This window comes from Brevundimonas sp. (genome assembly GCF_046295595.1).
Lineage (GTDB): Bacteria > Pseudomonadota > Alphaproteobacteria > Caulobacterales > Caulobacteraceae > Brevundimonas.
Window position 1 is genome coordinate 21,586 of sequence record NZ_JBKBMX010000007.1, and the last position, 21,175, is coordinate 42,760.

25 protein-coding genes and 2 tRNA genes are annotated in these 21,175 nt (G+C 69.1%); 11 read left to right on the forward strand and 16 right to left on the reverse strand.

Annotation, left to right across the window (positions count from 1 at the left end):
• The first annotated feature begins 4 nt into the window (after nt 1-4).
• The 3 genes from ACK4JY_RS06710 to ACK4JY_RS06720 all read left to right on the forward strand — a co-directional run bounded on the left by ACK4JY_RS06710 (nt 5) and on the right by ACK4JY_RS06720 (nt 2,972).
• Entirely contained in the window at nt 5-394 is a 390-nt protein-coding gene (locus ACK4JY_RS06710) for a hypothetical protein (RefSeq protein WP_409604029.1), read from the forward strand.
• A gap of 64 nt (nt 395-458) precedes the next feature.
• Nucleotides 459-854, forward strand: a complete 396-nt coding sequence (locus ACK4JY_RS06715; RefSeq protein WP_409604031.1) for a hypothetical protein — start codon at nt 459-461, stop codon at nt 852-854.
• 54 nt (nt 855-908) lie between these two features.
• Entirely contained in the window at nt 909-2,972 is a 2,064-nt protein-coding gene (locus ACK4JY_RS06720; protein ID WP_409604033.1) for a TonB-dependent receptor family protein, read from the forward strand.
• A gap of 22 nt (nt 2,973-2,994) precedes the next feature.
• Here the strand turns inward: ACK4JY_RS06720 and miaA are convergent, their stop codons facing one another.
• Nucleotides 2,995-3,870, reverse strand: a complete 876-nt coding sequence (miaA, locus tag ACK4JY_RS06725) for a tRNA (adenosine(37)-N6)-dimethylallyltransferase MiaA (protein WP_409604034.1) — start codon at nt 3,868-3,870, stop codon at nt 2,995-2,997.
• Between the two features lie 76 nt (nt 3,871-3,946).
• On the opposite strand from miaA, the gene ACK4JY_RS06730 reads away from it, so the two are divergent.
• Entirely contained in the window at nt 3,947-5,017 is a 1,071-nt protein-coding gene (locus ACK4JY_RS06730) for an Mrp/NBP35 family ATP-binding protein (protein WP_409604036.1), read from the forward strand.
• Nucleotides 5,018-5,081: 64 nt separating this feature from the next.
• On the forward strand, nt 5,082-6,179 hold the full coding sequence (locus ACK4JY_RS06735) for an NADH:flavin oxidoreductase (protein ID WP_409604038.1): 1,098 nt from the start codon (nt 5,082-5,084) through the stop codon (nt 6,177-6,179).
• 119 nt (nt 6,180-6,298) lie between these two features.
• On the opposite strand, the gene ACK4JY_RS06740 is transcribed toward ACK4JY_RS06735, so the two are convergent.
• Genes ACK4JY_RS06740 through ACK4JY_RS06755 form a run of 4 tightly spaced genes read right to left on the reverse strand, consistent with a single transcriptional unit; the run spans nt 6,299 to nt 8,821 of the window.
• Nucleotides 6,299-6,817: a dihydrofolate reductase gene (locus tag ACK4JY_RS06740; RefSeq protein WP_409604040.1), complete on the reverse strand. Its 519-nt coding sequence runs from the start codon at nt 6,815-6,817 to the stop codon at nt 6,299-6,301.
• Nucleotides 6,814-7,113: a phosphoribosyl-ATP pyrophosphohydrolase gene (locus ACK4JY_RS06745; protein WP_409604042.1), complete on the reverse strand. Its 300-nt coding sequence runs from the start codon at nt 7,111-7,113 to the stop codon at nt 6,814-6,816. Before ACK4JY_RS06745 ends, ACK4JY_RS06740 begins: the two co-directional genes overlap by 4 nt.
• A complete protein-coding gene (locus ACK4JY_RS06750) occupies nt 7,110-7,964 on the reverse strand; it encodes a TIR domain-containing protein (RefSeq protein ID WP_409604211.1) in 855 nt (284 codons plus the stop codon). Before ACK4JY_RS06750 ends, ACK4JY_RS06745 begins: the two co-directional genes overlap by 4 nt.
• Nucleotides 7,964-8,821 (reverse strand): thymidylate synthase, encoded by an 858-nt coding sequence (locus ACK4JY_RS06755; protein ID WP_409604043.1) that lies wholly within the window; start codon nt 8,819-8,821, stop codon nt 7,964-7,966. The genes ACK4JY_RS06750 and ACK4JY_RS06755 overlap by 1 nt, the downstream gene beginning before the upstream one ends.
• Nucleotides 8,822-8,977: 156 nt before the next feature.
• On the opposite strand from ACK4JY_RS06755, the gene ACK4JY_RS06760 reads away from it, so the two are divergent.
• Nucleotides 8,978-9,502, forward strand: a complete 525-nt coding sequence (locus tag ACK4JY_RS06760; RefSeq protein ID WP_409604045.1) for a hemerythrin domain-containing protein — start codon at nt 8,978-8,980, stop codon at nt 9,500-9,502.
• A 12-nt stretch (nt 9,503-9,514) separates the two neighbouring features.
• Here ACK4JY_RS06760 and ACK4JY_RS06765 read toward each other — a convergent pair whose 3' ends face one another.
• The 3 genes from ACK4JY_RS06765 to ACK4JY_RS06775 form a co-directional block, all read right to left on the reverse strand.
• Nucleotides 9,515-10,099, reverse strand: coding sequence for a peptidase S14 (locus tag ACK4JY_RS06765; protein ID WP_409604046.1), 585 nt, complete (start codon nt 10,097-10,099; stop codon nt 9,515-9,517).
• 7 nt (nt 10,100-10,106) lie between these two features.
• Nucleotides 10,107-10,292, reverse strand: a complete 186-nt coding sequence (locus ACK4JY_RS06770) for a hypothetical protein (RefSeq protein WP_409604048.1) — start codon at nt 10,290-10,292, stop codon at nt 10,107-10,109.
• Nucleotides 10,293-10,369: 77 nt separating this feature from the next.
• Nucleotides 10,370-11,092, reverse strand: coding sequence for a sterol desaturase family protein (locus tag ACK4JY_RS06775; protein WP_409604050.1), 723 nt, complete (start codon nt 11,090-11,092; stop codon nt 10,370-10,372).
• Between the two features lie 185 nt (nt 11,093-11,277).
• Here ACK4JY_RS06775 and ACK4JY_RS06780 point away from each other — a divergent pair, with 185 nt between their 5' ends.
• Nucleotides 11,278-11,928 (forward strand): TetR/AcrR family transcriptional regulator, encoded by a 651-nt coding sequence (locus ACK4JY_RS06780; protein ID WP_409604052.1) that lies wholly within the window; start codon nt 11,278-11,280, stop codon nt 11,926-11,928.
• Between the two features lie 396 nt (nt 11,929-12,324).
• Here ACK4JY_RS06780 and ACK4JY_RS06785 read toward each other — a convergent pair whose 3' ends face one another.
• The gene (locus tag ACK4JY_RS06785) at nt 12,325-12,876 is read right to left on the reverse strand and encodes a DUF924 family protein (protein WP_409604053.1); all 552 of its coding nucleotides are present in this window, start codon (nt 12,874-12,876) and stop codon (nt 12,325-12,327) included.
• On the opposite strand from ACK4JY_RS06785, the gene ilvC reads away from it, so the two are divergent.
• Together ilvC and ACK4JY_RS06795 are read left to right on the forward strand one after the other, a co-directional pair.
• Complete coding sequence (gene ilvC / locus ACK4JY_RS06790) at nt 12,875-13,894, forward strand: ketol-acid reductoisomerase (protein WP_409604054.1); 1,020 nt, start codon at nt 12,875-12,877, stop codon at nt 13,892-13,894. The genes ACK4JY_RS06785 and ilvC overlap by 2 nt on opposite strands.
• Nucleotides 13,895-13,948: 54 nt before the next feature.
• Complete coding sequence (locus ACK4JY_RS06795; protein ID WP_409604055.1) at nt 13,949-14,488, forward strand: AprI/Inh family metalloprotease inhibitor; 540 nt, start codon at nt 13,949-13,951, stop codon at nt 14,486-14,488.
• A 69-nt stretch (nt 14,489-14,557) separates the two neighbouring features.
• Here ACK4JY_RS06795 and ACK4JY_RS06800 read toward each other — a convergent pair.
• A tRNA-Pro gene (locus tag ACK4JY_RS06800) sits at nt 14,558-14,634 on the reverse strand.
• Between the two features lie 156 nt (nt 14,635-14,790).
• On the opposite strand from ACK4JY_RS06800, the gene ACK4JY_RS06805 reads away from it, so the two are divergent.
• Nucleotides 14,791-14,864, forward strand: a tRNA-Gln gene (locus tag ACK4JY_RS06805).
• A 112-nt stretch (nt 14,865-14,976) separates the two neighbouring features.
• Here the strand turns inward: ACK4JY_RS06805 and ACK4JY_RS06810 are convergent.
• Both ACK4JY_RS06810 and ACK4JY_RS06815 read right to left on the reverse strand, forming a co-directional pair.
• On the reverse strand, nt 14,977-15,204 hold the full coding sequence (locus ACK4JY_RS06810; protein ID WP_409604057.1) for a hypothetical protein: 228 nt from the start codon (nt 15,202-15,204) through the stop codon (nt 14,977-14,979).
• Nucleotides 15,205-15,295: 91 nt separating this feature from the next.
• On the reverse strand, nt 15,296-15,898 hold the full coding sequence (locus tag ACK4JY_RS06815; RefSeq protein ID WP_409604059.1) for a sensor histidine kinase: 603 nt from the start codon (nt 15,896-15,898) through the stop codon (nt 15,296-15,298).
• Between the two features lie 135 nt (nt 15,899-16,033).
• Here ACK4JY_RS06815 and ACK4JY_RS06820 point away from each other — a divergent pair, with 135 nt between their 5' ends.
• The gene (locus ACK4JY_RS06820; protein WP_409604061.1) at nt 16,034-16,489 is read left to right on the forward strand and encodes a response regulator; all 456 of its coding nucleotides are present in this window, start codon (nt 16,034-16,036) and stop codon (nt 16,487-16,489) included.
• 27 nt (nt 16,490-16,516) lie between these two features.
• On the opposite strand, the gene ACK4JY_RS06825 is transcribed toward ACK4JY_RS06820, so the two are convergent.
• Genes ACK4JY_RS06825 through ACK4JY_RS06840 form a run of 4 tightly spaced genes read right to left on the reverse strand, consistent with a single transcriptional unit; the run spans nt 16,517 to nt 21,154 of the window.
• Entirely contained in the window at nt 16,517-17,935 is a 1,419-nt protein-coding gene (locus ACK4JY_RS06825) for a hypothetical protein (RefSeq protein WP_409604063.1), read from the reverse strand.
• Nucleotides 17,936-17,991: 56 nt separating this feature from the next.
• Nucleotides 17,992-18,330 (reverse strand): DUF2946 family protein, encoded by a 339-nt coding sequence (locus tag ACK4JY_RS06830; RefSeq protein ID WP_409604065.1) that lies wholly within the window; start codon nt 18,328-18,330, stop codon nt 17,992-17,994.
• A 31-nt stretch (nt 18,331-18,361) separates the two neighbouring features.
• Nucleotides 18,362-18,919, reverse strand: coding sequence for an N-acetyltransferase family protein (locus tag ACK4JY_RS06835; protein ID WP_409604066.1), 558 nt, complete (start codon nt 18,917-18,919; stop codon nt 18,362-18,364).
• A gap of 9 nt (nt 18,920-18,928) precedes the next feature.
• Entirely contained in the window at nt 18,929-21,154 is a 2,226-nt protein-coding gene (locus ACK4JY_RS06840; protein WP_409604068.1) for a S9 family peptidase, read from the reverse strand.
• Nucleotides 21,155-21,175 lie beyond the last annotated feature (21 nt).

A 21,175-nucleotide genomic window follows, 5' to 3' on the forward strand; every position in this document is an offset into this window, starting at 1 on the left:
CGCCATGAAACTGCCTGTTCTCGTCACCGTCGCCGGGGCCGTCGCCGCCCTCTCCGCCTGCGCCCCGGTCGACGACCTTCACACCTCCGCCGATGCCGCCGCCCGCTGTTTCACCGGAGCGGACGTCGATAATTTCCGCGTCGACGGGGACAGGCGGATCTACATCCACTCGCGGCGCGGCGACGTGTATCGTCTGGATGCGGCCGCCCCCAACTGTTTCAGCGGCTCGACGGCGACGATCGCGGTCGAGCCTTGGGGCGGGTCCTCCCCGAACATTTGTCCGGGAGACCAGGCGAGGGTGCGCGCCACCGACCGCTCGGCCATCCCGCTGACCTGCGTCGCCCGCGTCTCCGGGCCGATCACCGATTCCAGCGTCTCGGGCCTGCCGGGCTGATCACGGCGGAAGACAATGTCGCGGCCGCTTCCACCGCGGCCGCCCCCGGTCTAGAGGACGCCTCGTGAATCGCCCCGCCGCCCGGTCCTGGTCTGTCGCGAAGTCGCTGGCGCTGCTGGCGGCGCTCTTCGCCGTCGTCCTCGCCGCGGCCCTGCCGTCGGCCGTCGCGGCCTCCGCCGCGGCCGGTCATCCGGTCCAGCTCTGCGACGGCGACCAGATCTTCGTCGTCTACGACGGCGCCGACCGGCCTGCACCGCAGGACACTGATCCGTCTGACAGCCTCGACTGCGCCGACTGCCTCGCCGGCGCCTTCGCCTCGCTGCTGCCGCCGCCCCCGCCGCAGGCGTCGGCGCCGCGCATTGCCCCGCCGATTGACCGGCCCCGGCCGGTGCTCGCTCACCTGACCCCGGGCGCGGCCATCACGCTCCGCCCGCCATCGACAGCCCCTCCCACCGCCTGAAGACGCAAGGCTCGCGGACTCCGCTCCGCCCTTTTCCGCTTCAGGACATCCCTCATGAAATTCATGTTCCCGGCGGCGCCCTGCGCGCTGCTGCTCGCCGCCTACGCCGTTCCGGCGGCGGCGCAGTCCGCCGCCCCCGACGCGGCGACGCTCGACACCGTCATCGTCACCGGCCGCCCCAACCCGGAGGACCCCCCCGTGGTCGCCGAGGCCCGCGCCCGCCTGTCCCGCACGCCCGGCGCTGTCGCGGTGGTGTCTTCGGAAAGCTATGCCGGCCGGCGCGCGACCAATCTGGCGGATGTGCTGCGCGACGTCCCTGGCGTCTACGCCCAGGCCAAATGGGGCGGCGACATCCGCCTTTCGATCCGCGGCTCCGGCATCGGCAACGCCAATCACAATCGGGGCACGTTGGTGGCCCAGGACGGCATTCCGTTCAACGAGGCCGACGGCTTCGGCGACTTCCAGCTGATCGATCCGCTGATCGCCCGCTACACCGAGGTCTACAAGGGCGGCAACGCCCTGCGCTTCGGCGGCTCCCTGCTGGGCGGGGCCATCAATCTGGTTACCCCGACCGGCCGGACCGCGGGCCATGACGCCCTGCTGCGGGTCGACGGCGGCTCCGACCAGAGCCTGCGCGGCCACGCCGAGCTGGCGCGCCAATGGGACGGCGGCGACCTGTTCGTCGCCCTCACCGGCGCCCGGGCCGACGGCTGGCGCGAACACAGCGCGGGCCAGCAGCAATACGCCAGCGTCAATCTCGGCCGCTCGCTGGGCGAGGACCGCGAGGTCCGGCTGATCGTCAACGGCGGCTATGTCCACCAGGAGATCCCCGGCGCCGTCGGCCTGACCGCCGCCCTGGACGAACCGAGAGCGGCCAACCCGGGCAATGTGGCCCTCAACTACCAGCGCGACATGGCCTCGGTGCGCACGGCAGTGCAGACCCGCTGGCGCGTCGACGACGCCCTCGTCTTCGAAGGCGGCGTCTATTCGACCTGGAAGGACCTCGACCATCCGATCTTCCAGGTCATCGACCAGCAGAGCCGCAACTATGGGGCCTTCGGCCGGTTCGACTGGTCGGGTCAGGCCTTCGGCCGGCCCGTCGATGTCTTCTACGGCGCCTTCTATCGCTCCGGTGATCTCGACGCCCAGCAGTGGGTCAACCTCGCCGGCTCGCACGGGACGCGCACCGCCAACAGCCGCCAGAACGCCCGCGCGCTCGACCTGTTCGCCGAGGGACGGCTGTTCGTCAGCGACCGTCTGGCGGTCGTCGCCGGCGGGTCATGGGGCAAGGCCTGGCGGGACTATCAGAGCGTCCAGCTGCCCGGCGTCCCCGCCAGTTTCGACTTGGCGGCGGCGCAGACTTGGAACTGGTTCGCCCCGCGCATCGGCCTGCTCTGGGAAGCCGACAGCGGCGCCCAGGCCTACGCCAACGTCACCCGCTCGGTGGAGCCGCCCAACTTCTCCAGCCTCGCCCCGACGGCCGACGGCTTCAAGCCGCTGGAGGCGCAGGAGGCCGTCACCTGGGAGGCCGGCCTGCGCGGCCGCACCGCCCGCCTTGCCTGGGATGTCGCCGTCTACAGGGCGGAACTCGACAACGAGCTGCTCAACTTCATCCCCAACGCCGCCCTCGGCATCCCCGCCGCGACCTTCAACGCCGGGCCGACGATCCATCAGGGCGTCGAGGCCGGGCTCGACTGGCGCATCCGCCCCGACCTGCGCCTGCGGCAGACCTGGTCGGTGTCCGACTTCCGCTTCGACGGCGACAAGGTCTATGGCGACGCCCGCCTGCCGGTGGTGCCCGAGCACCTCTACCGGGCCGAGCTGCGCTACGATCATCCGGCCGGGTGGTACATCGCCCCGTCGGTGGAATGGTCGCCCACGGACACCTGGGTCGACTACGCCAATACCCTGAAGTCGCCGGGCTACGCCGTGATCTCGCTCAGCGCCGGGTGGAATTTCGGTCGTGAAACCAGCCTGTTCGTCGAAATTCGTAACCTCACAGACGAACGTTACGTCTCCAATTTCGGAGCCGTGACCGACGCCCGGGTCGCCTCGACCGCGGTCTTCCATCCGGGCGAGGGCCGCAGCCTGTTCGCGGGCCTGACCCGCCGCTTCTGAGACGGCCGGGCCGGGCGGCGTCTCAGCCGCGCCGCCTGGCCCACTCCGGCGTCTGGTTCCGGAACCATGTCAGCTGCCGCTTGGCGTAGTTGCGGGTCGCCTGACGGGTCGCGTCGACGGCGGCCGCCAGCGTCGTCTCGCCGGCCAGATGGGCGGCGAACTCGCGCACCCCGACCGCCTTCATCGCCGGCAGGGCGGGGTCCAGTCCGCGCGCCACCAGCGCCCGCACCTCTTCCAGCGCCCCCGCCTCGACCATCTTCGCCACCCGCAGATCGCATTGGGCGTACAGCGTCTCGCGGTCCGGCTCGATCACCAGCCCGGTCCACGATCCCGGCGCCAGCAGCGGCGTCGTGTCCGCCGTCCAGTCGCTCAGCGCCCGGCCGGTCTGTTCGGCGACGGCCCAGGCCCGCGTCAGCCGCTGCCGGTCCCCGGACTCGATCCGCCGCGCCGCCGCCGGATCGACCCCGGCCAGCCGCTCGCGGAAGACGGCCTCGCCGACCGCCTCATACAGGCCGTCCGCGGCCTCGCGGACCACAATCGGCACATCGGGAATATCCGCCAACCCCTTGGTCAGGGACGTGAAATACAGCCCGGTTCCGCCCACCAGCAGCGCCGGCCGTCCCGCCGCCGCCAGGTCCTCCAGCACCGGCGCCACGGCCCGGGTCCAGCGCCCCACCGACCAGGCGTCGGCCGCGTCCGCCACCCCGTACAGCCGATGCTCGGCCCGCGCCTCCTCTGCCGGCGAGGGCCGGGCGGTCAGCACCCGCAGGTCCGCGTACAGCTGCTGGCTGTCGGCGTTGACGATCACGGCCCCCGTCCGCCCGGCCATCTCCAGCGCCAAGGCCGACTTGCCCGAGGCGGTCGGGCCGGCCAGCAGGGTGATCAGAGGTTCGGTCAAAATGCGGGCTCGCGGGGCAGGGGTGTTCGGCGATAGAACGCGGGCCCCGACCCGGCAACCCGTCAGGACTTACGCCTTGCCCGACCGCGCCTCCGTCATCGCCGCCCTCGACGCCGTCCGCGACCCGAAGAGCGGGCAGGGGCTGTTCGCCGCCGGCCTCGTCCAGGGCCTGACCGTCACCGACGACCGGGCCGGCTTCGTCATGGAGGTCGCGCCGGGCGACACCGCCCTCTACGCCCCCGTCCGCGACGCCGCCGAGGCCGCGCTGAAGGCCATCCCCGGCATGGCCCGCGTCTCCGTCGTCCTGACCGCCGAGACCGCCCCGGCGACCCGCCCGGCCCGCACCGCCTCCCTCTCGCCCCAGGCTGTCGACCAGACGCGGGCGAAGGCGCCCGTCCCCACCGACCGCCCCGCCCACGTCCGCCGCGTCCTCGCCGTCGCCAGCGGCAAGGGCGGCGTCGGCAAGTCGACCGTCGCCGTCAACCTCGCCGCCGCCCTGTTGGCCCGCGGCCTGTCCGTCGGCCTGCTCGACGCCGACGTCTACGGCCCCTCCCTGCCGACCATGCTGGGGATGTCGGGCAAGCCCGAGTACCGCGACGGCATGATGCAGCCGCGTGTCGTCCACGGCCTTAAGGCCACGTCTGTCGGCCTGCTGACCGGCGCCGGCGACGCCATGGTCTGGCGCGGCCCGATGGCCTCCCAGGCCCTGACCCAGATGCTGACCCAGACCCGCTGGGGGACCGAAGACGAGCCGCTCCACATCCTCGTCGTCGACCTGCCGCCGGGCACCGGCGACGTCCAGCTGACCCTGATCCAGAAGACCCCGCTGGACGGCGCCGTCATCGTCACCACCCCGCAGGAGGTCGCCCTCGCCGACGCCCGCCGCGCCCATGCCCTGTTCCAGAAGGTGGGCGTCCCCACCCTCGGCCTGATCGAGAACATGAGCGGCGACGTCTTCGGCCGTGGCGGCGGCGCGGCCGAGGCCGGTCGGCTTGACATCCCCTACCTCGGCGACCTGCCGCTGGACGGGGCCCTGCGTCAGGCGGGCGACGCCGGTCGGCCGCTCGTCGTCAGCGACCCGCGGGGCGCCATCGTCGGGCGTTTCGGCGTTTTCGCGGGCGTGCTGGCGGAAAAACTCGGCCTTTAAGGGTTTTCATTCGCAACCCTGATCGCCACATTCTCGGTTCCAATAGCAGACCGAGTAGCCGCCCATGTCCGTCGACGCCCTGTTCCGCCCCTTCCAGGTCAAGTCCCTGAAGATGCCCAACCGCATCGTCATGGCCCCGATGACGCGGTCCTTCTCGCCGGGCGGCGTTCCGACCAGCGACGTCGCCGGCTACTATCGCCGCCGGGCCGAGGGCGGCGTCGGCCTGATCGTCACCGAGGGCACGGTCGTCGAACGCCCCGCCGCCCGCAACGACGCCAAGGTCCCGGTCTTTCACGGCGAGGCCCTGCCCGAATGGAAGAAGGTCGTCGAGGAGGTCCACGCCGCCGGCGGCCTGATCGCCCCCCAGCTTTGGCACGTCGGCTCGGCCCGCGGCCAGGGCGAGGACTGGCAGCCACTCGGCAAGGTCGACAGCCCGTCCGGCATGACCAGTCCGGGCAAGCGCAAGCTGGAGCCGATGACCGAAGAGGACATCGCCGACACCATCGCCGCCTTCGGCCGCTCGGCCCGCGCCACGCGCGAGCTCGGCTTCGACGCCGTCGAGATCCACGGCGCCCACGGCTATCTGATCGACCAGTTCTTCTGGTCCGGCCTCAACGACCGCGACGACCGCTGGGGCGGCGGGACCATCGCCGACCGCGCCCGCTTCGGCGCCGAGGTGGTCAGGGCCGTGCGCGAGGGCGTCGGCCCCGACATGGCCCTGATCCTGCGCCTGTCGCAATGGAAGTCGCACGACTTCGCGGCGAAGAACGCCCACGACCCCGCCGAGCTCGATCAATGGTTGACGCCCCTCGTCGAGGCCGGCGTCGACGTCTTCCACTGTTCGCAGCGCCGCTTCTGGGAGCCGGAATTCGAGGGCTCCGATCTGAACTTCGCCGGCTGGACGAAGAAGATCACCGGCCTGCCGACGATCACCGTCGGCTCGGTGGGCCTGGACGGCGAGTTCATCGCGGCCTTCGGCGGAGCCGGCTCCAGACCCGCCTCGCTGGACGGCCTGATCAAACGGCTGGAAGCCGACGAGTTCGACCTCGTCGCCGTCGGCCGCGCCCTTCTCGCCGACCCCCACTGGGTGGAAAAGATTCGCGACGGCCGGCTGGGCGAGCTCAAGGATTTCGACCGCTCGGCGATGGCGACGCTGAGCTGAGGGTAGGAGTGATTAGTGGTTAGTGATTGGTGGTCGCGCATCACCAATGGCGGCGATTTGTCACCAGCGGTGGAGCCGGCAATCACTAATCACTAATCACTAACCACCCGGTCTCGCCCCTACCGCCGCTCCAGCACCCGGAAGACGAAGGCGTGGTCGTCCTTCTCCCCCGCCGCATGCGGCTCGGACGATACCTCGACCCAGGCCGCCTCGTCGAACGGCGGAAACACCGCATCCCCCTCCGGCTCGGCCTCGACCTCGGTCAGGTACAGTCGCTTCGCCCGCGGCAGGGCCGTGGCGAACAGCGCCGTGCCGCCGATGACGCAGACCTCCCCGACCCCGTCGTCCATGGCCGTCTCGCGTGCGATCTCGACCGCCTCGTCCAGCGTCGTGCAGATCACCGCGCCCTTCGCCTCGAACGACTCGTCGCGCGACAGCACCAGGTTCAGCCGCCCCGGCAGCGGCTTCAGCGGCAGGCTCTCCCACGTCTTGCGGCCCATGATGCACGGCTTGCCGATGGTCACCGCCTTGAACCGCTGCAGGTCGCTGCGCAGCCGCCACGGGAGGTCGCCGTCGCGTCCGATCACCCCGTTGCGGGCCCGGGCGACGACGAGGGCGATATGGGGCAGGGCGCTCACGCTTTGTCCTCCAGCCAGTGCAGCCATTTGCGCTGCATGGCCTGTTCGATGTCTATCCCGGCCCGGTCGCAATAGATCAGCAGCATGCCCAGCACGTCGGCCGCCTCGTCGCCCAGCCTGCCGGCGTCGGCCACCCCGCGCGCCCGCCCGCTCATGCGCAGATGCTCGGCCGTCAGCTCGCCCAGCTCCTCCTGCACCTTCAGCAGGGCCCAGTCGCCGGACCGCTCGATGCCGTGCTCGGCGGCGTAGATGTCGGAGATGCGCAGGACCGAGGCGGTGAGGTCAGAGAGGTTCATCGTGCGGCCTGATGCCATCGCCGCACGAGTTGCGCCAGCGGGGGAAGAGGTTGCCAGGCCTCTTCTGGGTCGGCTCCGGCAGGCACAAAGTAGGTGTAGGCCGCAGTCCAGACGGCGGTCATGGCTTCCGAGAAAGTCTGCCTGGCGAGCCCTTCGTCAACGGAGCCCGTCAAAACTCCGTCGGCAACACTGTTCAAGAATTGATAGGCGTCGGACAGTACTTGGGTGGTTTGACCATCGTCGTCTTCCGACATGTGTGCCGGTACTCCGGCCCGGAGAGTTTCACGGACCTCAAGCAGGGCTTCTGAATTCCAGGCGGCAATCAGTTGATCGGCGAGTTGGTGAGGCGTCGCCAACCGCTCCTGATGTATCTCCGTGCCTGATGAAGCTTGGGGGGGCGCGATCGAGCGCGTGGCCTGCCTGATCCTGTTGGATGCAGGACCCAACGCAGCCCTCAGATTTCTGTCGCGCCGGTCCGCGACGTAGCGCAGGGGCTCAACACCGATCAGATCTGACGGGAGATGCAGATCCTCGCCGTAAGGCACGACATAGAAACACCGGCTGGGACCCAGCGCGCCGACGAAAAGGCCCAGCTCGAAAATGACGTTATCTCGCGCAACCGGGACGACTTGGCCGCGCATATTGAGGATATCGTCGGGCGTGAAGACGAATACGGCGAACTCCGCCCGACCACTGAAGGCAAAAAGATCGGTCAGGGTTGCGCTCGTGGGTTTGAAGACGCCCTGCGACCACACCGTTGGCTCGCAGTCGAACTCCAGATTCTCCTGGATGGCATAGGCCACATCGAGCGCTTCAACGGATGACCCGATGAAGAGCGACGGGCGGCGCATCACTTCGAGACTTCAGCCTTGATGTGCGGCCACGGCTCGTATCCCGTCAGCACGAAGTCCTCCAGCCGGTAGGCGAACAGGTCGTCCTTCGGCGTGATCGTCATCACCGGCAGCGGCAGCGGCTCGCGCGCCAGCTGCGTCTCCGCCTGTTCCACGTGGTTCAGATACAGATGCGCGTCGCCGAAGGTGTGCACGAACTCGCCGGGCTCCAGCCCGACCACCTGGGCCACCATCATGGTCAGCAGCGCATAGCTGGCGATGTTGAACGGCACGCCCAGGAACACATCCGCCGACCGCTGGTACAGCTGGCAGCTCAGCTTGCCGTCGGCGACGAAGAACTGGAACAGGCAATGGCACGGCGGCAGGGCCATGTCGTCGACATCGGCCGGGTTCCACGCGCTGACGATGTGCCGACGCCCGTTGGGATTGGTCTTCAGCCCCTCGACGACCTTTTCGATCTGGTCGATCACCCGCCCGTCGGGCGCGGCCCACGAGCGCCACTGCTTGCCATAGACCGGCCCCAGCTCGCCCTCGGCGTCGGCCCATTCGTTCCAGATGCTGACGCCGTTGTCCTTGAGCCAGCCGATATTGGTCTCGCCGCGCAGGAACCACAGCAGTTCGACGATGATCGATCGCAGGTGCAGCTTCTTGGTCGTCAGGACCGGAAAGCCCTTCGACAGGTCGAACCGCATCTGTCGCCCAAACACCCCCAGCGTTCCGGTCCCGGTCCGGTCATCCCGCCGCGCGCCATTGTCGAGAATGTCGCGCAGCAGATTGAGGTACTGCCACTCGGGGTGGTCAGCCGCGGCCGCCCCCGTTCGGGCCTGCAGTTCGGCGAAGGTGGCGACGGCGTTCATGACCGCAGTTTGACGCCGATTCGCGACCGCCCGGCAGGGCCCGCGAATCACTTGCCCACAGAAGCCCCGACCTGTCCCCGGATCAGATCGCTTTCGCTCCGGGAACAGTCGCGGACCTTGGCGGTTGGTGCGGCGAAACAAGCCATGGAGGCCCGCGTGTCCGTCATCGACAAGGTTCTCGGCGCGGTGACCCCGCCCGTATCGGAAGAGAAGCGCAACGAGGCCACGGCCACGGCCCGCGCCGCCGCCGATTCTGGCGACTGGCTGTCGCTGGCCCTCGACCACCACGACCTGATCCGCTCGGCCTTCGAGGCCTGCCGCCAGGCCGAGGCCGCCGCCGACCGGACCGCCGCCATGAAGGCTCTCGCCACCGTCCTCAACGGCCACTCGCTGGCCGAGGAGGTGGTGCTCTATCCGGCCCTCGCCAAGGCCGGGGAGAAGATCCACGCCGGCCACGCCTATACCGAACAGACCACGGCCAAGATGCAGATGGCCGAATGGGAGAACATCGCCCCGTCCACCCCGGAGTGGAAGGACAAGCTCGAGCATATCGAGGGCGCCGTCCTGACCCACATCTACGAGGAGGAATCCAGCTGGTTCCTCAAACTCAAGGAGAAGGGCGAGCGCCAGGCGCACCTGACCGAACGCTACCGCGAGGAGTTCGACCGCTACTGCGGCTGAACCGGACCCGGCTCAGATCAGTCCGGCGATCAGCCGCCGCTCCAGCGCCTGCTCCGAGGTCAGATACCAGTCGCCGATGGTCTGTTTCTCCAGCTCCTCCAGCGCCACATCGCTGCCCTCGATCAGCTGTTTGAAGCCGGCCCGCTCGATGCGCAGCCCCTCGTCCATCGCGGCCAGCAGGGCCTCGACCCGGGGCCGTTCGAACCGCAGCGGCCCGTCGATCTCCAGCGTCTTCTGCAGCTTCCGGCCGTGGATCATCAAGCCGGCGTCCCGGCTCAGCCAGCGGTCAGCGCGGCGGAAGCCGGACATGATGGTGACGCCGGCGGAATAGACCGTCGTCCGGCCCAGAAACAGCGCCCGCCGCCCCGTCCGCTCACGGAACAGCCGCACGTCCTCGGCCATGCGCCGACCGACCTCGGCGTCGCCGCCCGTGGTGCTCAGCTCCAGAACCAGCGGCCCTGTCCCTGCCCGCACCGTCGCGACGGCGTCCAGCCAGATCGCCAGCATGGCGTCGTCGACCGATCCGTGCAGCGAGACGGTCGGCTGTTCGGCCAACTCCGGCGGCGCGGCCAGCGCGCCCTTCAACAGTCCCGTCATGGCCCGTTCAATTCCCTGGCAAGCCGGCGCGCGGCCGCTGGACGACCCGCCGCAGCTCCGCGCCTTCGCAGACGATGGCGATGGCGAGGCCCGGCTCGCTGAACAACAACCTCAGCCGCGCCAGGTCTTCGGCCTCGTCGGCGTCGATGGCCTCGATCGTCTCCATCGCGCCGGTCACACTGAGGTACTTCAACTGATAGCGGGCCATGCGTCTGCAACACCCCGCCGCGCCGCCTTGTTCCTCTGTCCCAAGGCGGCGCGGCGGACGCGTCAGGCCAGCTTCCTGCCCACCAGCAGCGCGCCCAGTTCGCTGGACGCCCCGTCATAGAAGCCGGCCTCCTTCGGCGCGGTCTTCGGGTTGCGGTACGTCCCGAAGATCATGTCGATCAGCGGCAGGTCGCAATAGTTCGACCGGTGCACGCCCCGTTCGTGGTGCGCCGCGTGCATCTCCGGCCGGGCGATGAACCAGCCCAGCCAGCGCGGGGTGCGGACATTGGCGTGGGTGAACATGGCCATGAAGCTGTTCACCAGCACGATCGGGATCACCGCTTCGACCGACAGGCCGACGATCCACACCAGCGCCAGGCTGCCCTGCAGGGTGAAGCCCAGCATGTCCAGCGGGTGGAACCAGAAGGCGCCGTAAACATCGACCCGCTCGGCCGAATGGTGCGTCTGGTGCAGGTGCCGCCACAGGAAATCGACGCCATGCATGGTCCGGTGCCACAGGTACATGGTCAGCTGGAACATCACGAAGCCGACCCCCAGCTGCAGCCACAGCGGCGTCGCCGTCAGGTCGATCAGCCGGTGCTGGGCCAGGAAGGCGTCCCACACCAGCGGCGCGAACAGGGCGACCACCATATAGGCGGCGAAGGCGGCCAGCCCCTTCAGCCGCCACCCCGGGGAGGAGGGGTAGTCGCGGGGCCGCCAGAGCGTGTCCAGCAGGATGAAGCCGGCGAACATCGCCGCTATGGAAACGGTTACAACATTGATCATCTTTAACCTCCGGAGGGGCGATTTGGGGAGGCGTAAGTGATAGAAGGCGCCGCCACGCGCGGTTAGCCGTCGCATGGTCCAGTGAGCCTACGGGGCGTATTTCCCACTATTTTTCAATGCTGTCTGACCGGTGGCGGCCCGTTTCGCCGCCCGGTCATGTGGCCGAAATGAGGAAAACCGCACTCATGGTGCAGTCCCTTCTGAAAGAACGACCCCAGGTCCGCGTCTCGCGCGGCGAGCAGACCCGCGACCGGATCATGGACGTGGCCGAGGCCTCGGTCCTGGCCAAGGGCTTCGCCGCCACCTCGATCGACGAGATCCTGTACGAGGCCGGCATCACCAAGAGCGGTTTCTTCTACCACTTCCGCGACAAGAACGACCTCGCCCTGGGCCTGATCGAGCGGTTCCGGCTGCAGAACTTGTCAATCTTCGAGGAGATCTTCGACCGCGCCGCCGAGCTCAACGAGGACCCGCTGCACGCCTTTCTGGTCGGGCTGAAGCTGCTGGCCGAGACCCTCGCCGACGTCCAGGCGGAACGGCCGGGCTGCCTCGTCGCCAGCTTCGTCTACCAGGACCAGCAGTATGACGCCCGGGTGCGGGCGGTGATCGTCGACGTCACCCTGGTCTGGCGCGCCCAGTTCGTCGCCCGCCTCGAGGCCATCGCCGCCGTCTATCCGCCGCGCGTCGACGTTGAGCTGCGCGATCTGGCCGACATGCTGACCGCCATCATCGACGGCGGCATCATCCTGTCGAAGACCCTGCGCGAACCGCAGATCATGGCCCGCCAGCTCCTCGCCTACCGCGCCTTCGTCCGCACGGTGTTCCTGGGGGCGTAACGCTCCCTTCTCCCCTTGGGGGAGAAGGTGGCCCGGAGGGCCGGATGAGGGGTAAGCCTGCTCCGGGCCGGCTGCCTGCGAGCCTGCATCCGACATCCCCCTCATCCGTCTCGCTTCGCGAGCCACCTTCTCCCCCGGAGGGGAGAAGGAAGCCATCTGCTGCGCTGCAAATCCGCGACCCGCCATCGCAATCTCGCCGCCCAACCTCCTGATTCCCCCGCACATCCCCTCCGCCCAGCGTCCTGAACCCGCCACAGGAAGCGCCGGCCGTACAATGCGCGGCTCAGGCCGGTCTTTGACAATCGAACCCCTGATCGCCATCCACGACGCGGCTCCAAACCGGACGGTCTGGACGATCTGGACGGTGTTTTCGGTGTTTTACCCGGGTATAAATCGCTACCCCCGAAACCCGTCCTCTCCCAGAAAAGCCTGCTCCTCAGCCGTCGTCTCCCGCCCCAGCGCCCGGTTGCGATGCGGAAAGCGGCCGAAGCGGGCGATGACCCCGTGATGGTGTTCGGCCCAGCGGTCGTCCGGCTCTCTCGCCATCCGCGTCTGGAACAGCTCCACCTGCCGGTCCTGATCGGCCGGATCCTCCGAATGCTGCAGCGGCAGATAGAAGAACCGGCGGATGTCGCCGTCAGTCTTCAGATCATGCCCGGCCTCCAGCGCCCGCACCGCGAACATCCGCGCCAGCGGATCGGTGGCGAAGGCGTGGCCGGTGCCGCGGAAGCTGTTGCGCGGAAACTGGTCCAGCAGGATCAGCAGCGCCAGCGACCCCTCGGCCGTCCCGGCCCAGTCGTCCAGCTCGCGCCGCGCGGCGGCGACGTGGGCGTCATGGAAGCGCCGGCGGAAGTCGGCGTCGAAGGCGTCGTCCTTGGCGAACCACATTTTCGGACCCGCCTCTTTCCAGAAGGCGACGACGGCGGAAGGCGTTATGTCTGTGCTCATGACCGATAACCTAGGCGCCCCGCTCCCCGTCTTCCATGACCGCGACTGCGATCTGTCCATTATCCGCGGCAAGCGAGTCGCCGTGATCGGCTACGGCAGCCAGGGCCGAACCCATGCCCTGAACCTGCGCGACTCGGGCGTCGCCGGCATCGTCGTCGGCCTGAAGGCGACCTCGGCCACCCGGGCGAAGGCGGAAGCCGACGGCTTCCCGGTCCTGACCGCTGGCGCGGCCGCCGCCGGCGCCGACGTCGTCGCCGTCATGGTCTCGGACGAGGCCCACCGCGACCTGTGGCGCGACGAACTGGAGCCGAACATCCGGCCCGGCGCCGCGCTGATCTTCGCCCACGGCCTCTCGGTGCGCTTCGGCCTCGTCGCGCCGCGACCCGACCTCGACGTCATCCTCGCCTCGCCCAAGGGCATCGGCCCGCGCATCCGCGACCTCTATGTCGAGGGGGAGGGGGTGTTCGCCCTGTTTGGCGTGCATCAGGACGTCAGCGGCGGGGCCCACGCCCTGGGCCTGTCCTACGCCGCCGCCCTGGGCTGCGGCCGCAAGGGCATCCTTGAGACCACCTTCGCCGCCGAATGCGAGAGCGACCTGTTCGGCGAGCAGGTGGTGCTGTGCGGCGGCGTCGGCCATCTGATCGATGCGGCCTTCACCAAACTGGTCGAGGCCGGCTACCCGCCGGAAGTGGCGTGGTTCGAATGCTTCTACGAGGTCAAGCTGGTCACCGACCTGATGTTCTCGATGGGCATCGCCGGCGCCTTCGGCCGCATCTCCAACACCGCGGAGTACGGCGCCTATCTGACCGGCCCGCGCGTCGTCGGCGAGGCCTCGAAGGCCGCCATGGACGAGGTCCTGACCGAGGTCCGCTCCGGCGCCTTCGTCAAACGGCTGATGGCTGACTACGACGCCGGCTCGCCCGACCTGCTGGCCCGCCGCAAGGCCCTGGCCGCTCGCCCGATCGAGGCGGTCGGCGCGCATCTGGCCGCGGTCGCCGGGCGCGCCTCCGACGGTTGAACCTTGGCTGTGGATTTTCTAGCCTCCGCCACCTGTTCTCAGCTGGGGGTAACCATGTCCAGATCCATCGCCGTCCTCGCCGCCGCCGCCGTCCTCGCCGTCGGTTCGCCCGTCTTCGCCCAGTCCGTTGAACGCTCGACCACCCGGTCCGAGACCACGACCACCCGCGACGGCGACACGACGCGCAGCGTCACCCGCAGCACGACCGTGGGCGGCGAGGTCTCGGTCGACGGCGAGCGTCTCGGCGAGGCCCTCGCCGGCGCCCTGATCGACCGGCTCGATCCGGACGAGGCCCGTCTGCGCCGTCTCGCCGAACCGGCCCGCACCGAGGACGCCTTCGGCCCCTGGCGCGTGACCGACGGCGGACGCGATGTCGGTGACTGCCGCTTCGAGATGGCGGAGCGGGCCGGCTTTCTGGGGGTTCGCAACGCCGTGGCCGCGGACTGCCCGCGCCGGCTGGCCCAGCTCGCCAAATGGCGCGTCCAGGACGGTCAGCTGGTGTTCTACAGCGGCGCCGGCGAGGAGCTGAAGCGGCTGCGCTACGTCGAAGGCCGCTTCATCGGCGCCGGCGTCGAAATGGTGCGCGTGGAATAGTTTCGGAGGGAGGGGCCGGCGCGGTGATCCGGCGCCGGCGGCGCCCCCGGGTAGGGCGCCTCAGATAAATGGTCGGAGTGAGAGGATTCGAACCTCCGACCCCTGCGTCCCGAACGCAGTGCTCTACCAGGCTGAGCCACACTCCGACTTGAGGAAGGGGCTTATAGCGAGGGGGTTTGGCCCCCGCAAGCCGGGAAATGGTCCGCTGAAAAATAGTCTCGAAACCGGTTCTTGCATCCCCCGCGGCCTTGTCGTATCTCGCACGCCTTCCGGCGCTTCAGCGGCGGAACCGCCGGACCTGCTGGGGAATGGTGTAATGGTAACACTCCGGTTTTTGGTACCGTCATTCTAGGTTCGAGTCCTAGTTCCCCAGCCATCCGCCTTCGCCCGCCGGCCCTCCTGACCGCCTTGCCGGCGTTTCATCCCAGACGAAAAAAAAGCCCCGCCGGCGGACCGACGGGGCTTTTCGTTATCCGAAAGGATAAGGCTTAGTCGCTCTCGGAATCGTCCGTCTCGCTGACACCGATGGCCACGAAGGCGATGGCGGCGACGGTCAGCAGGATCGCGGGAAGCGGAGCGCCGGCGAACTCGCTCGATTCGCCAGCCGTCGCGCCAATGCGGTCGCCCACGCGCGCCGAGGCGCTGTCGTTCGCAGCGGCGGCCTGACCGGCCACCAGCAGCAATCCAGCCGTTACGGCTGCAATCATCTTCTTCATGTGTATCTCCAGAATGGGTATAGTTGGTGAATAGCCGGTAGCTTATCTACCCGGCTCGCGCAAGATTTTACAGTTGAAGGTTGCGAGACAGTCAATGCCGTGGAGATGTCTCCAGCGGCAGACGGATGCGTACGCCGACCCCGGCCCCCGGCGCCGTCTCGATGTTCAGCGAACCGCCCAGATGTTCGACCAAGCCCTGGACCAGGGCCAGCCCCTCACCCGGCGCCAACGTCTCCGCCCCGACGCCCGAATCGCGCACCACCAGGCTGACGCCGCCGACGGCGCGCGAGAAGGCCACGGCGATCGAGCCGCGCCGTCCCTCCGGAAAGGCGTGGCGGCAGGCGTTGGCGATCAGTTCGTGAGTGATGATGGCCAGGGGCAACAGGTGGCTGTCAGGCAGCAGGGCCGACTGGCCGCGCACATCCAGCCGCACCGGCCGGCCCTCGCAGGCCCGCGTCCAGAAGGCGGCCACGTCCTCGAGATAGGCGGCGAAGTCGAGCGGACCTTCGGCTGTCATCCGCCGGCTGATCAACTCCATGGCGGCGGTGACGTCGCTCAGCCAGGTCAGATGCCGCACGCTGTCGGGATCGGTCACGCTGCGCAGGCGGATCCCGACGAGGGTCTGCAGCAACTGGTAGCCCCCCAGCAGTCGGCGCTGAAGTTCAACGATGCCCTCTGCGGCAGCGGTCGCCATTGATCCCCCAGCGATTGAAAAAGCCCCGAAATTTCTTAGCCCAAGGCGAACCGAATTGCCAATCAGGCGTTGTTAAGTCCGCTATCGGACACAACAGTGGTAGACGACTTTCAGTCTGCGTTTAGGGGGACCGCCGTGTCCGAGCCGCCTGACCTGCGGGTCATGATCGTCGAAGACCAGGCGCTCCTCGCCATGGAGCTCGAACTGGTGCTGGGCGAATCGGGCTGTGACGTCGTCGGCTGCGCCATGGACCAGGCCAGCGCCTTTGTCGTCGCCGAACGCGAGCGCCCCGATCTGGCCCTGATCGACATTAACCTGCTCGACGGCATGACCGGCCCGCGCATCGCCCAGCGACTGGTCGGCGACTACGGCACGGCGGTGGTCTTCCTCACCGCCAACCCCGAGCAAATCCCTGAGGGATTCGCCGGAGCCCTCGGCGCTGTGTCCAAACCGTTCGACGAGCAGACCATCCGCGCGGTGGTCGGCTTCGCGCGCCAGTTCATCCACCACCACACCGTCGGGGAGCCGCCGCGGCGTTTCCGCCTCGCGCCGTGGCTGACGACCCCGCCGAACGACATCGCGCCGCACTGACTACCGTCAGCGCGGCGCGATCCGTGCTCAGTCGATCTTCAGCCGCAGAAAGACGATGCCGCCGTCCGGGTCGCCGCCATAGGTCGGCTCAAGGACGTCCGGAACCCGGTTCACGCTGTACAGGGCCCCGACCCCGAATCGGACATTCTCCGCCAGACGCCAGTCGTGCACGGCGCCCAGCGATGCCTTTGCCACGGTAAACAGCTCGCCGTGTCCGCCCGCCGCCGCGGGCAGCAGCTCATCCGTCTCGATCCGCTCGGCCCGCGCGAACAGGGTCCAGCGGTCGTCCGGACTGACGGCGGTCTCCAGCAGCCAGCCGTCCTTCGATTCGTCGTGGTCATTGGTCTTGCGACCCCAGGCGAGGGTCGAGGACCACCAACCTTGGGCCCCGAAGCGGCGCGCGTGGATGGCGCTGGCCGACCATTTGGTCTCGTCCTCGTCGGGCTCCAGCTGCTCCGGCGCCGTGACGTCGGCGTACGACGCCTGCAGCGACCATTCGGGCGAGGGATTCCACGACGCCCGCACCGCCCAGCTGTCCAGCTCCGGGCTCTCGATGTCGTAGCGGTCCTCGTCCGGCTCCCGTCCGCGGAAGGACGACGCCTCCAGCCTGAAGGCTTCATGCACCCAGCCCAGCGTCGCCACGCCGAACACGATGTGCGTCGAGTCCAGCCAGTGATGGGTGATCGGCGCCTCGGGACTGTCCATGGCGCTCATCCGGTGCATGAAGGCCGGCGGACCAAAAGCCGGCTCGCCCGGCAGGCCGATATAGGCGAACACGCTGTCCTTGCCGGTCAGCGGGCGCGCGTAGCTGGCCGACAGCTCCATCACCAGCTCGTGAGGGTGCTGCCGGTCGATCAGCGGCGTCACCCCGTCGGCCGTCTCGCCCGCCGCCAGCAGCAGCGGGAAGCCCTCCTTGCCCATCAGCGGGTCGGGGCTGAGCATGGTCCGCAGGTTCAGCGTGGAGCCATCGGCGAAATCGCGCCGCGCCGATCCCATTATCATGCCGCTGGCGAAGGTCTTGTCGTCGCCGCGCGGGCCGTTCTGCCAGTCATGGGTCAGGTTCAGCAGCACGTGGCCCATGAAGGACCAGTCGCCGCGGGTCGTGTGCACGCCGCCGTGCTCCGACAGGTCCGGCTGCCAGCTGGTGCCGGAGGCGTCCCGGGTCATCGGCCACGGCCCGAGCGCGCTCGTCATGACGTGCCCAGCGTCGGCGCCGCCGGTCATGTCATGTGCCTGATGGCCGCTGGGCGTGGCCTGGGGCGTCGGCGCGGCCTGCCCGGGACCGTGTCCGGCGTGCGGATCGACCGCTGGCGTGGCGGGCGTAGCAGCGGCCGGTTGCGCCTGCGCCGGGGGGACGGGGTGATGCGTGTGGTACTGGGCCGCCGCGGGCAGGGCGAGGGCAAGCAGGGATGCGCCGGCGAGGGGCGCGAAAATGCGGTCAGCCATGATGGCCTCCTGAATGAACATGGGACGCGCGGCCGGCGGCCACGCGGCGGACCTGATCAGTCGAGGAGAACCCGGGGCGGATGCGGCTCAGGGGCGGGCCGCTGGCCTGAAGGCAGGGCGGCGAGGGGGCTGGCGACAACGGGCCTCGGCGCCACCAGTCGCGCACGGGCCGGGGGTTTGAGCGCCGGCGCGGCGACACAGGCGACGCAGCACTGCATCGCCGCCATCGCCTTTCCGGAGTCGGATGGGGGCGGTTCCTCCCCACCGGCGTGCGTCGCCGTCTCATGACAGGGCGGCGACGACGGGGCGTCGGCCAGGGCGCCGGCGGGTGCGCCACCCGTCCACAGCACCGCGAGGGCGCCGAGCAGCATCATCATGGCGTGAAGGGCGCGCATCCCGATCACCTAGGCTCTGCCGCCCCGGGCATCAAGCCAGGCTGCTGACCAGATCGAGCCCTGGCCCGTCTGGCGGTTCGCCCCCGGGGGCCAGATCGAGCTGCATCAGGGTCACGTCCAGCCACCGCTCGAACTTCCAGCCGACCTGCCGGTAGACGCCGATCTCTCGGAACCCCAGCGCGCCGTGCAGGCCGATCGAGGCGGCGCTGGTCTCGCTGTCGCTGATGGCGGCGATGACGTGCCGCAGGCTCATCTCCCGTGTCCGCTCGATGAGCGCCTCCAGCAGGGCCCGCCCGACGCCGCGGCCACGCGCCGCCTCCTCGATATAGATCGATCCCTCGACGCCATAGCGATAGGCCGGTCGCGTCCGGAACGGCGAGGTGTAGGCGTAGCCGGCGAAGGCGCCGTCGATCTCCGCCGTCAGCCACGGCAGACCCAGCCGCTGCACCGCCGCGAACCGCTGCGCCATCTCGGCGGGCGTCGGCGGGTCCAGCTCGAAGGTCGCCGAACCGTGCACCACCTCGCGCCCGTACAGGGCGGTGATCGCGGGGATATCGTCGGCGGTCGCGTCGCGCAGGGTCAGGCTCATCGCGTCAGCTCAGACCCGCTCCCAGCCCTTGTCGATGGCCCAGACCGCGAAGGCGTAGTCGTGGGCGACCTCCTTCAGATAGTCGAACCGGCCCGAGGCGCCGCCGTGGCCGGCCTCCATATTGATCTTCAGCAACACCGGCTTGCCCGAGGTCGTCGCCGGTCGCAGCTTCGCCACCCACTTCTCCGGCTCCCAATAGGTCACGCGCGGATCGGACAGCCCGCCGGTGGCCAGCACCGCCGGATAGGCCTTCGCCTCGACCTGGTCGTAGGGGCTGTAGCTCATCATGTAGTCGTAGGCCTCGGGGTCCTCGATCGGATTGCCCCACTCGGGCCACTCCGGCGGCGTCAGCGGCAGGGAGGTGTCGCTCATGGTGTTGATCACATCGACGAACGGCACCTGGCCGATCACCCCGGCCCACAGATCCGGCCGCATGTTGTTGACCGCCCCCATCAGCAAGCCGCCGGCCGAACCGCCCTGGGCGACGATATGCCCGGCCTTGCCGTGACCGCTCGAAATCAGATGCTCGGCGGCGGCGATGAAGTCGGTGAAGGTGTTCTTCTTGGTGAAGCGGCGGGCGCTGAGGAACCAGTTCCAGCCCTTGTCCGAGCCGCCGCGGATGTGGGCGATGGCGTAGATCCAGCCGCGATCGACCAGCGACAACCGGTTGGTCGAGAAGCTCGCCGCCATCGGATAGCCGTAGGAGCCATAGCCGTAAAGCAGCAGCGGGGCCGAGCCGTCCACCGGCGTCGACTTGCGGCGCAGCACGGTTACCGGCACCAGCTCTCCGTCGGCGGCCGGGGCGTTCAGCCGCTCGACCACATAGTCGGCCGGGTCATGGCCCGACGGCACCTCCTGCACCTTGCGCAGGGTCCGCTCGCGCGTCTTCAGGTCGTAGTCATAGGTCGACGTCGGCGTCGACGGCGAGTTGTAGCCATAGCGCATGACCGTGGTGTCGAACTCCGACGCCCCGCCCAGCGACAGCGAATAGGCTGGCTCGTCGACGGCGATTTCGTGCTCGGCCCCGGCGCGGTCGCGGACGATGATCCGGGTGTTGGCGTCGGCCCGCTCCTGACGGCCGATGAAGTCCTTCACCAGGGCTACGCCCTCGACGTAGCGGCCCGGCGTGTGCGGGACCAGGTCGGTCCAGTGCGCCTTGCCCGGCGTCGCGGTCGGAGCCTCGACGATCTTGAAGTCGATCGAGTCGTCGGCGTTGGTGCGGATCACCCAGCGGTCGCCCCAGTGGTCCGGATCGTACAGGCGCGCGACCTGGCGCGGCTCCAGCACGACCGGTTCGGCGGTCGGGTCCGAGGCCGGAATGATCCGCGCCTCCGACGTCTCCTGATTGGCGATCGAAATGACCACGAAGGCGTCGTCGCTGGTGCGGCCGACGCTGATGAACATGCCGTCGTCGGTCTCCTCATAGACCAGCGTCGCCTCGCCCCCGCGCGCCGGGCGGCGGAAGATCTTGTCGGGCCGCCCGTTGTCGTCGCGGTTGGTCCAGAAGATCCACTGGCTGTCGGGCGAGAAGGCGAAGTTCCCCGTCGCCGAACCGATCGGATCGGGCAGCACCTCGCCGGTGGCCAGATCCTTGACGAAGATCTGGTGCACCTCCGACCCCTGGGCGTCCTCGGCATAGGCGAACAGGGCGTGGTCGGGGCTGTGACTCGCCGCGGACACCTGCGAATAGGCCTTGCCCGCGGCCAGTTCGTTGGCGTCGAGCAGGAGTTGCGGCGTCGGCGCGACGACGAAATTCTTCGTCACCGGCTCGCCGTCCACCATCCAGCTGCCCTGGCGTTCGACGCGCATATAGCGGGGATGCTGATCGCCGGTGCGGTACTCGACGAAATACTCCCAGCCGCCGTCCGCGGCGGGGACGGAGCTGTCGTCCTCCTTGATCCGCCCCTTCATCTCCTCGAACATCGTCGCCTGCAGCGGCAGGGTCGAGGCCATCATCGCCTCGCGATAGGCGTTCTCGGCCGTCAGGTGCTCTTTCACATCCGCCTTGATCAGGGTCGGATCGCGCAGCACCGCCTGCCAATTGTCGTCCTTCATCCACTGATAGTCGTCGACCCGGACCCGGCCCAACTGTTCGATCCGTACCGGAATCTTCTTCGCGACGGGCGGGACGGGCGGGGTCTGAGGCATGGAAGCTCCGGAGGGACGGGCCTGGGCGGGCAGGGCGGCCGCCGTCAGGGCGGCGGCGGTGGTGGCGAGCAGGTCGCGGCGGTTCATGGTCTTGGCCCCCAGGCGGAA

Excerpts from the sequence above, each read along its gene's own strand:
- ACK4JY_RS06710 (WP_409604029.1), top strand. The coding sequence starts at position 5 with ATGAAACTGCCTGTTCTCGTCACCGTCGCCGGGGCCGTCGCCGCCCTC.
- ACK4JY_RS06720 (WP_409604033.1), top strand. The coding sequence starts at position 909 with ATGAAATTCATGTTCCCGGCGGCGCCCTGCGCGCTGCTGCTCGCCGCC.
- ACK4JY_RS06735 (WP_409604038.1), top strand. The coding sequence starts at position 5,082 with ATGTCCGTCGACGCCCTGTTCCGCCCCTTCCAGGTCAAGTCCCTGAAG.
- ACK4JY_RS06745 (WP_409604042.1), bottom strand. The coding sequence starts at position 7,113 with ATGAACCTCTCTGACCTCACCGCCTCGGTCCTGCGCATCTCCGACATC.
- ACK4JY_RS06750 (WP_409604211.1), bottom strand. The coding sequence starts at position 7,964 with ATGCGCCGCCCGTCGCTCTTCATCGGGTCATCCGTTGAAGCGCTCGAT.
- ACK4JY_RS06755 (WP_409604043.1), bottom strand. The coding sequence starts at position 8,821 with ATGAACGCCGTCGCCACCTTCGCCGAACTGCAGGCCCGAACGGGGGCG.
- ACK4JY_RS06765 (WP_409604046.1), bottom strand. The coding sequence starts at position 10,099 with ATGACGGGACTGTTGAAGGGCGCGCTGGCCGCGCCGCCGGAGTTGGCC.
- ACK4JY_RS06775 (WP_409604050.1), bottom strand. The coding sequence starts at position 11,092 with ATGATCAATGTTGTAACCGTTTCCATAGCGGCGATGTTCGCCGGCTTC.
- ACK4JY_RS06780 (WP_409604052.1), top strand. The coding sequence starts at position 11,278 with ATGGTGCAGTCCCTTCTGAAAGAACGACCCCAGGTCCGCGTCTCGCGC.
- ilvC (WP_409604054.1), top strand. The coding sequence starts at position 12,875 with ATGACCGATAACCTAGGCGCCCCGCTCCCCGTCTTCCATGACCGCGAC.
- ACK4JY_RS06785 (WP_409604053.1), bottom strand. The coding sequence starts at position 12,876 with ATGAGCACAGACATAACGCCTTCCGCCGTCGTCGCCTTCTGGAAAGAG.
- ACK4JY_RS06795 (WP_409604055.1), top strand. The coding sequence starts at position 13,949 with ATGTCCAGATCCATCGCCGTCCTCGCCGCCGCCGCCGTCCTCGCCGTC.
- ACK4JY_RS06810 (WP_409604057.1), bottom strand. The coding sequence starts at position 15,204 with ATGAAGAAGATGATTGCAGCCGTAACGGCTGGATTGCTGCTGGTGGCC.
- ACK4JY_RS06815 (WP_409604059.1), bottom strand. The coding sequence starts at position 15,898 with ATGGCGACCGCTGCCGCAGAGGGCATCGTTGAACTTCAGCGCCGACTG.
- ACK4JY_RS06825 (WP_409604063.1), bottom strand. The coding sequence starts at position 17,935 with ATGGCTGACCGCATTTTCGCGCCCCTCGCCGGCGCATCCCTGCTTGCC.
- ACK4JY_RS06830 (WP_409604065.1), bottom strand. The coding sequence starts at position 18,330 with ATGCGCGCCCTTCACGCCATGATGATGCTGCTCGGCGCCCTCGCGGTG.
- ACK4JY_RS06835 (WP_409604066.1), bottom strand. The coding sequence starts at position 18,919 with ATGAGCCTGACCCTGCGCGACGCGACCGCCGACGATATCCCCGCGATC.
- ACK4JY_RS06840 (WP_409604068.1), bottom strand. The coding sequence starts at position 21,154 with ATGAACCGCCGCGACCTGCTCGCCACCACCGCCGCCGCCCTGACGGCG.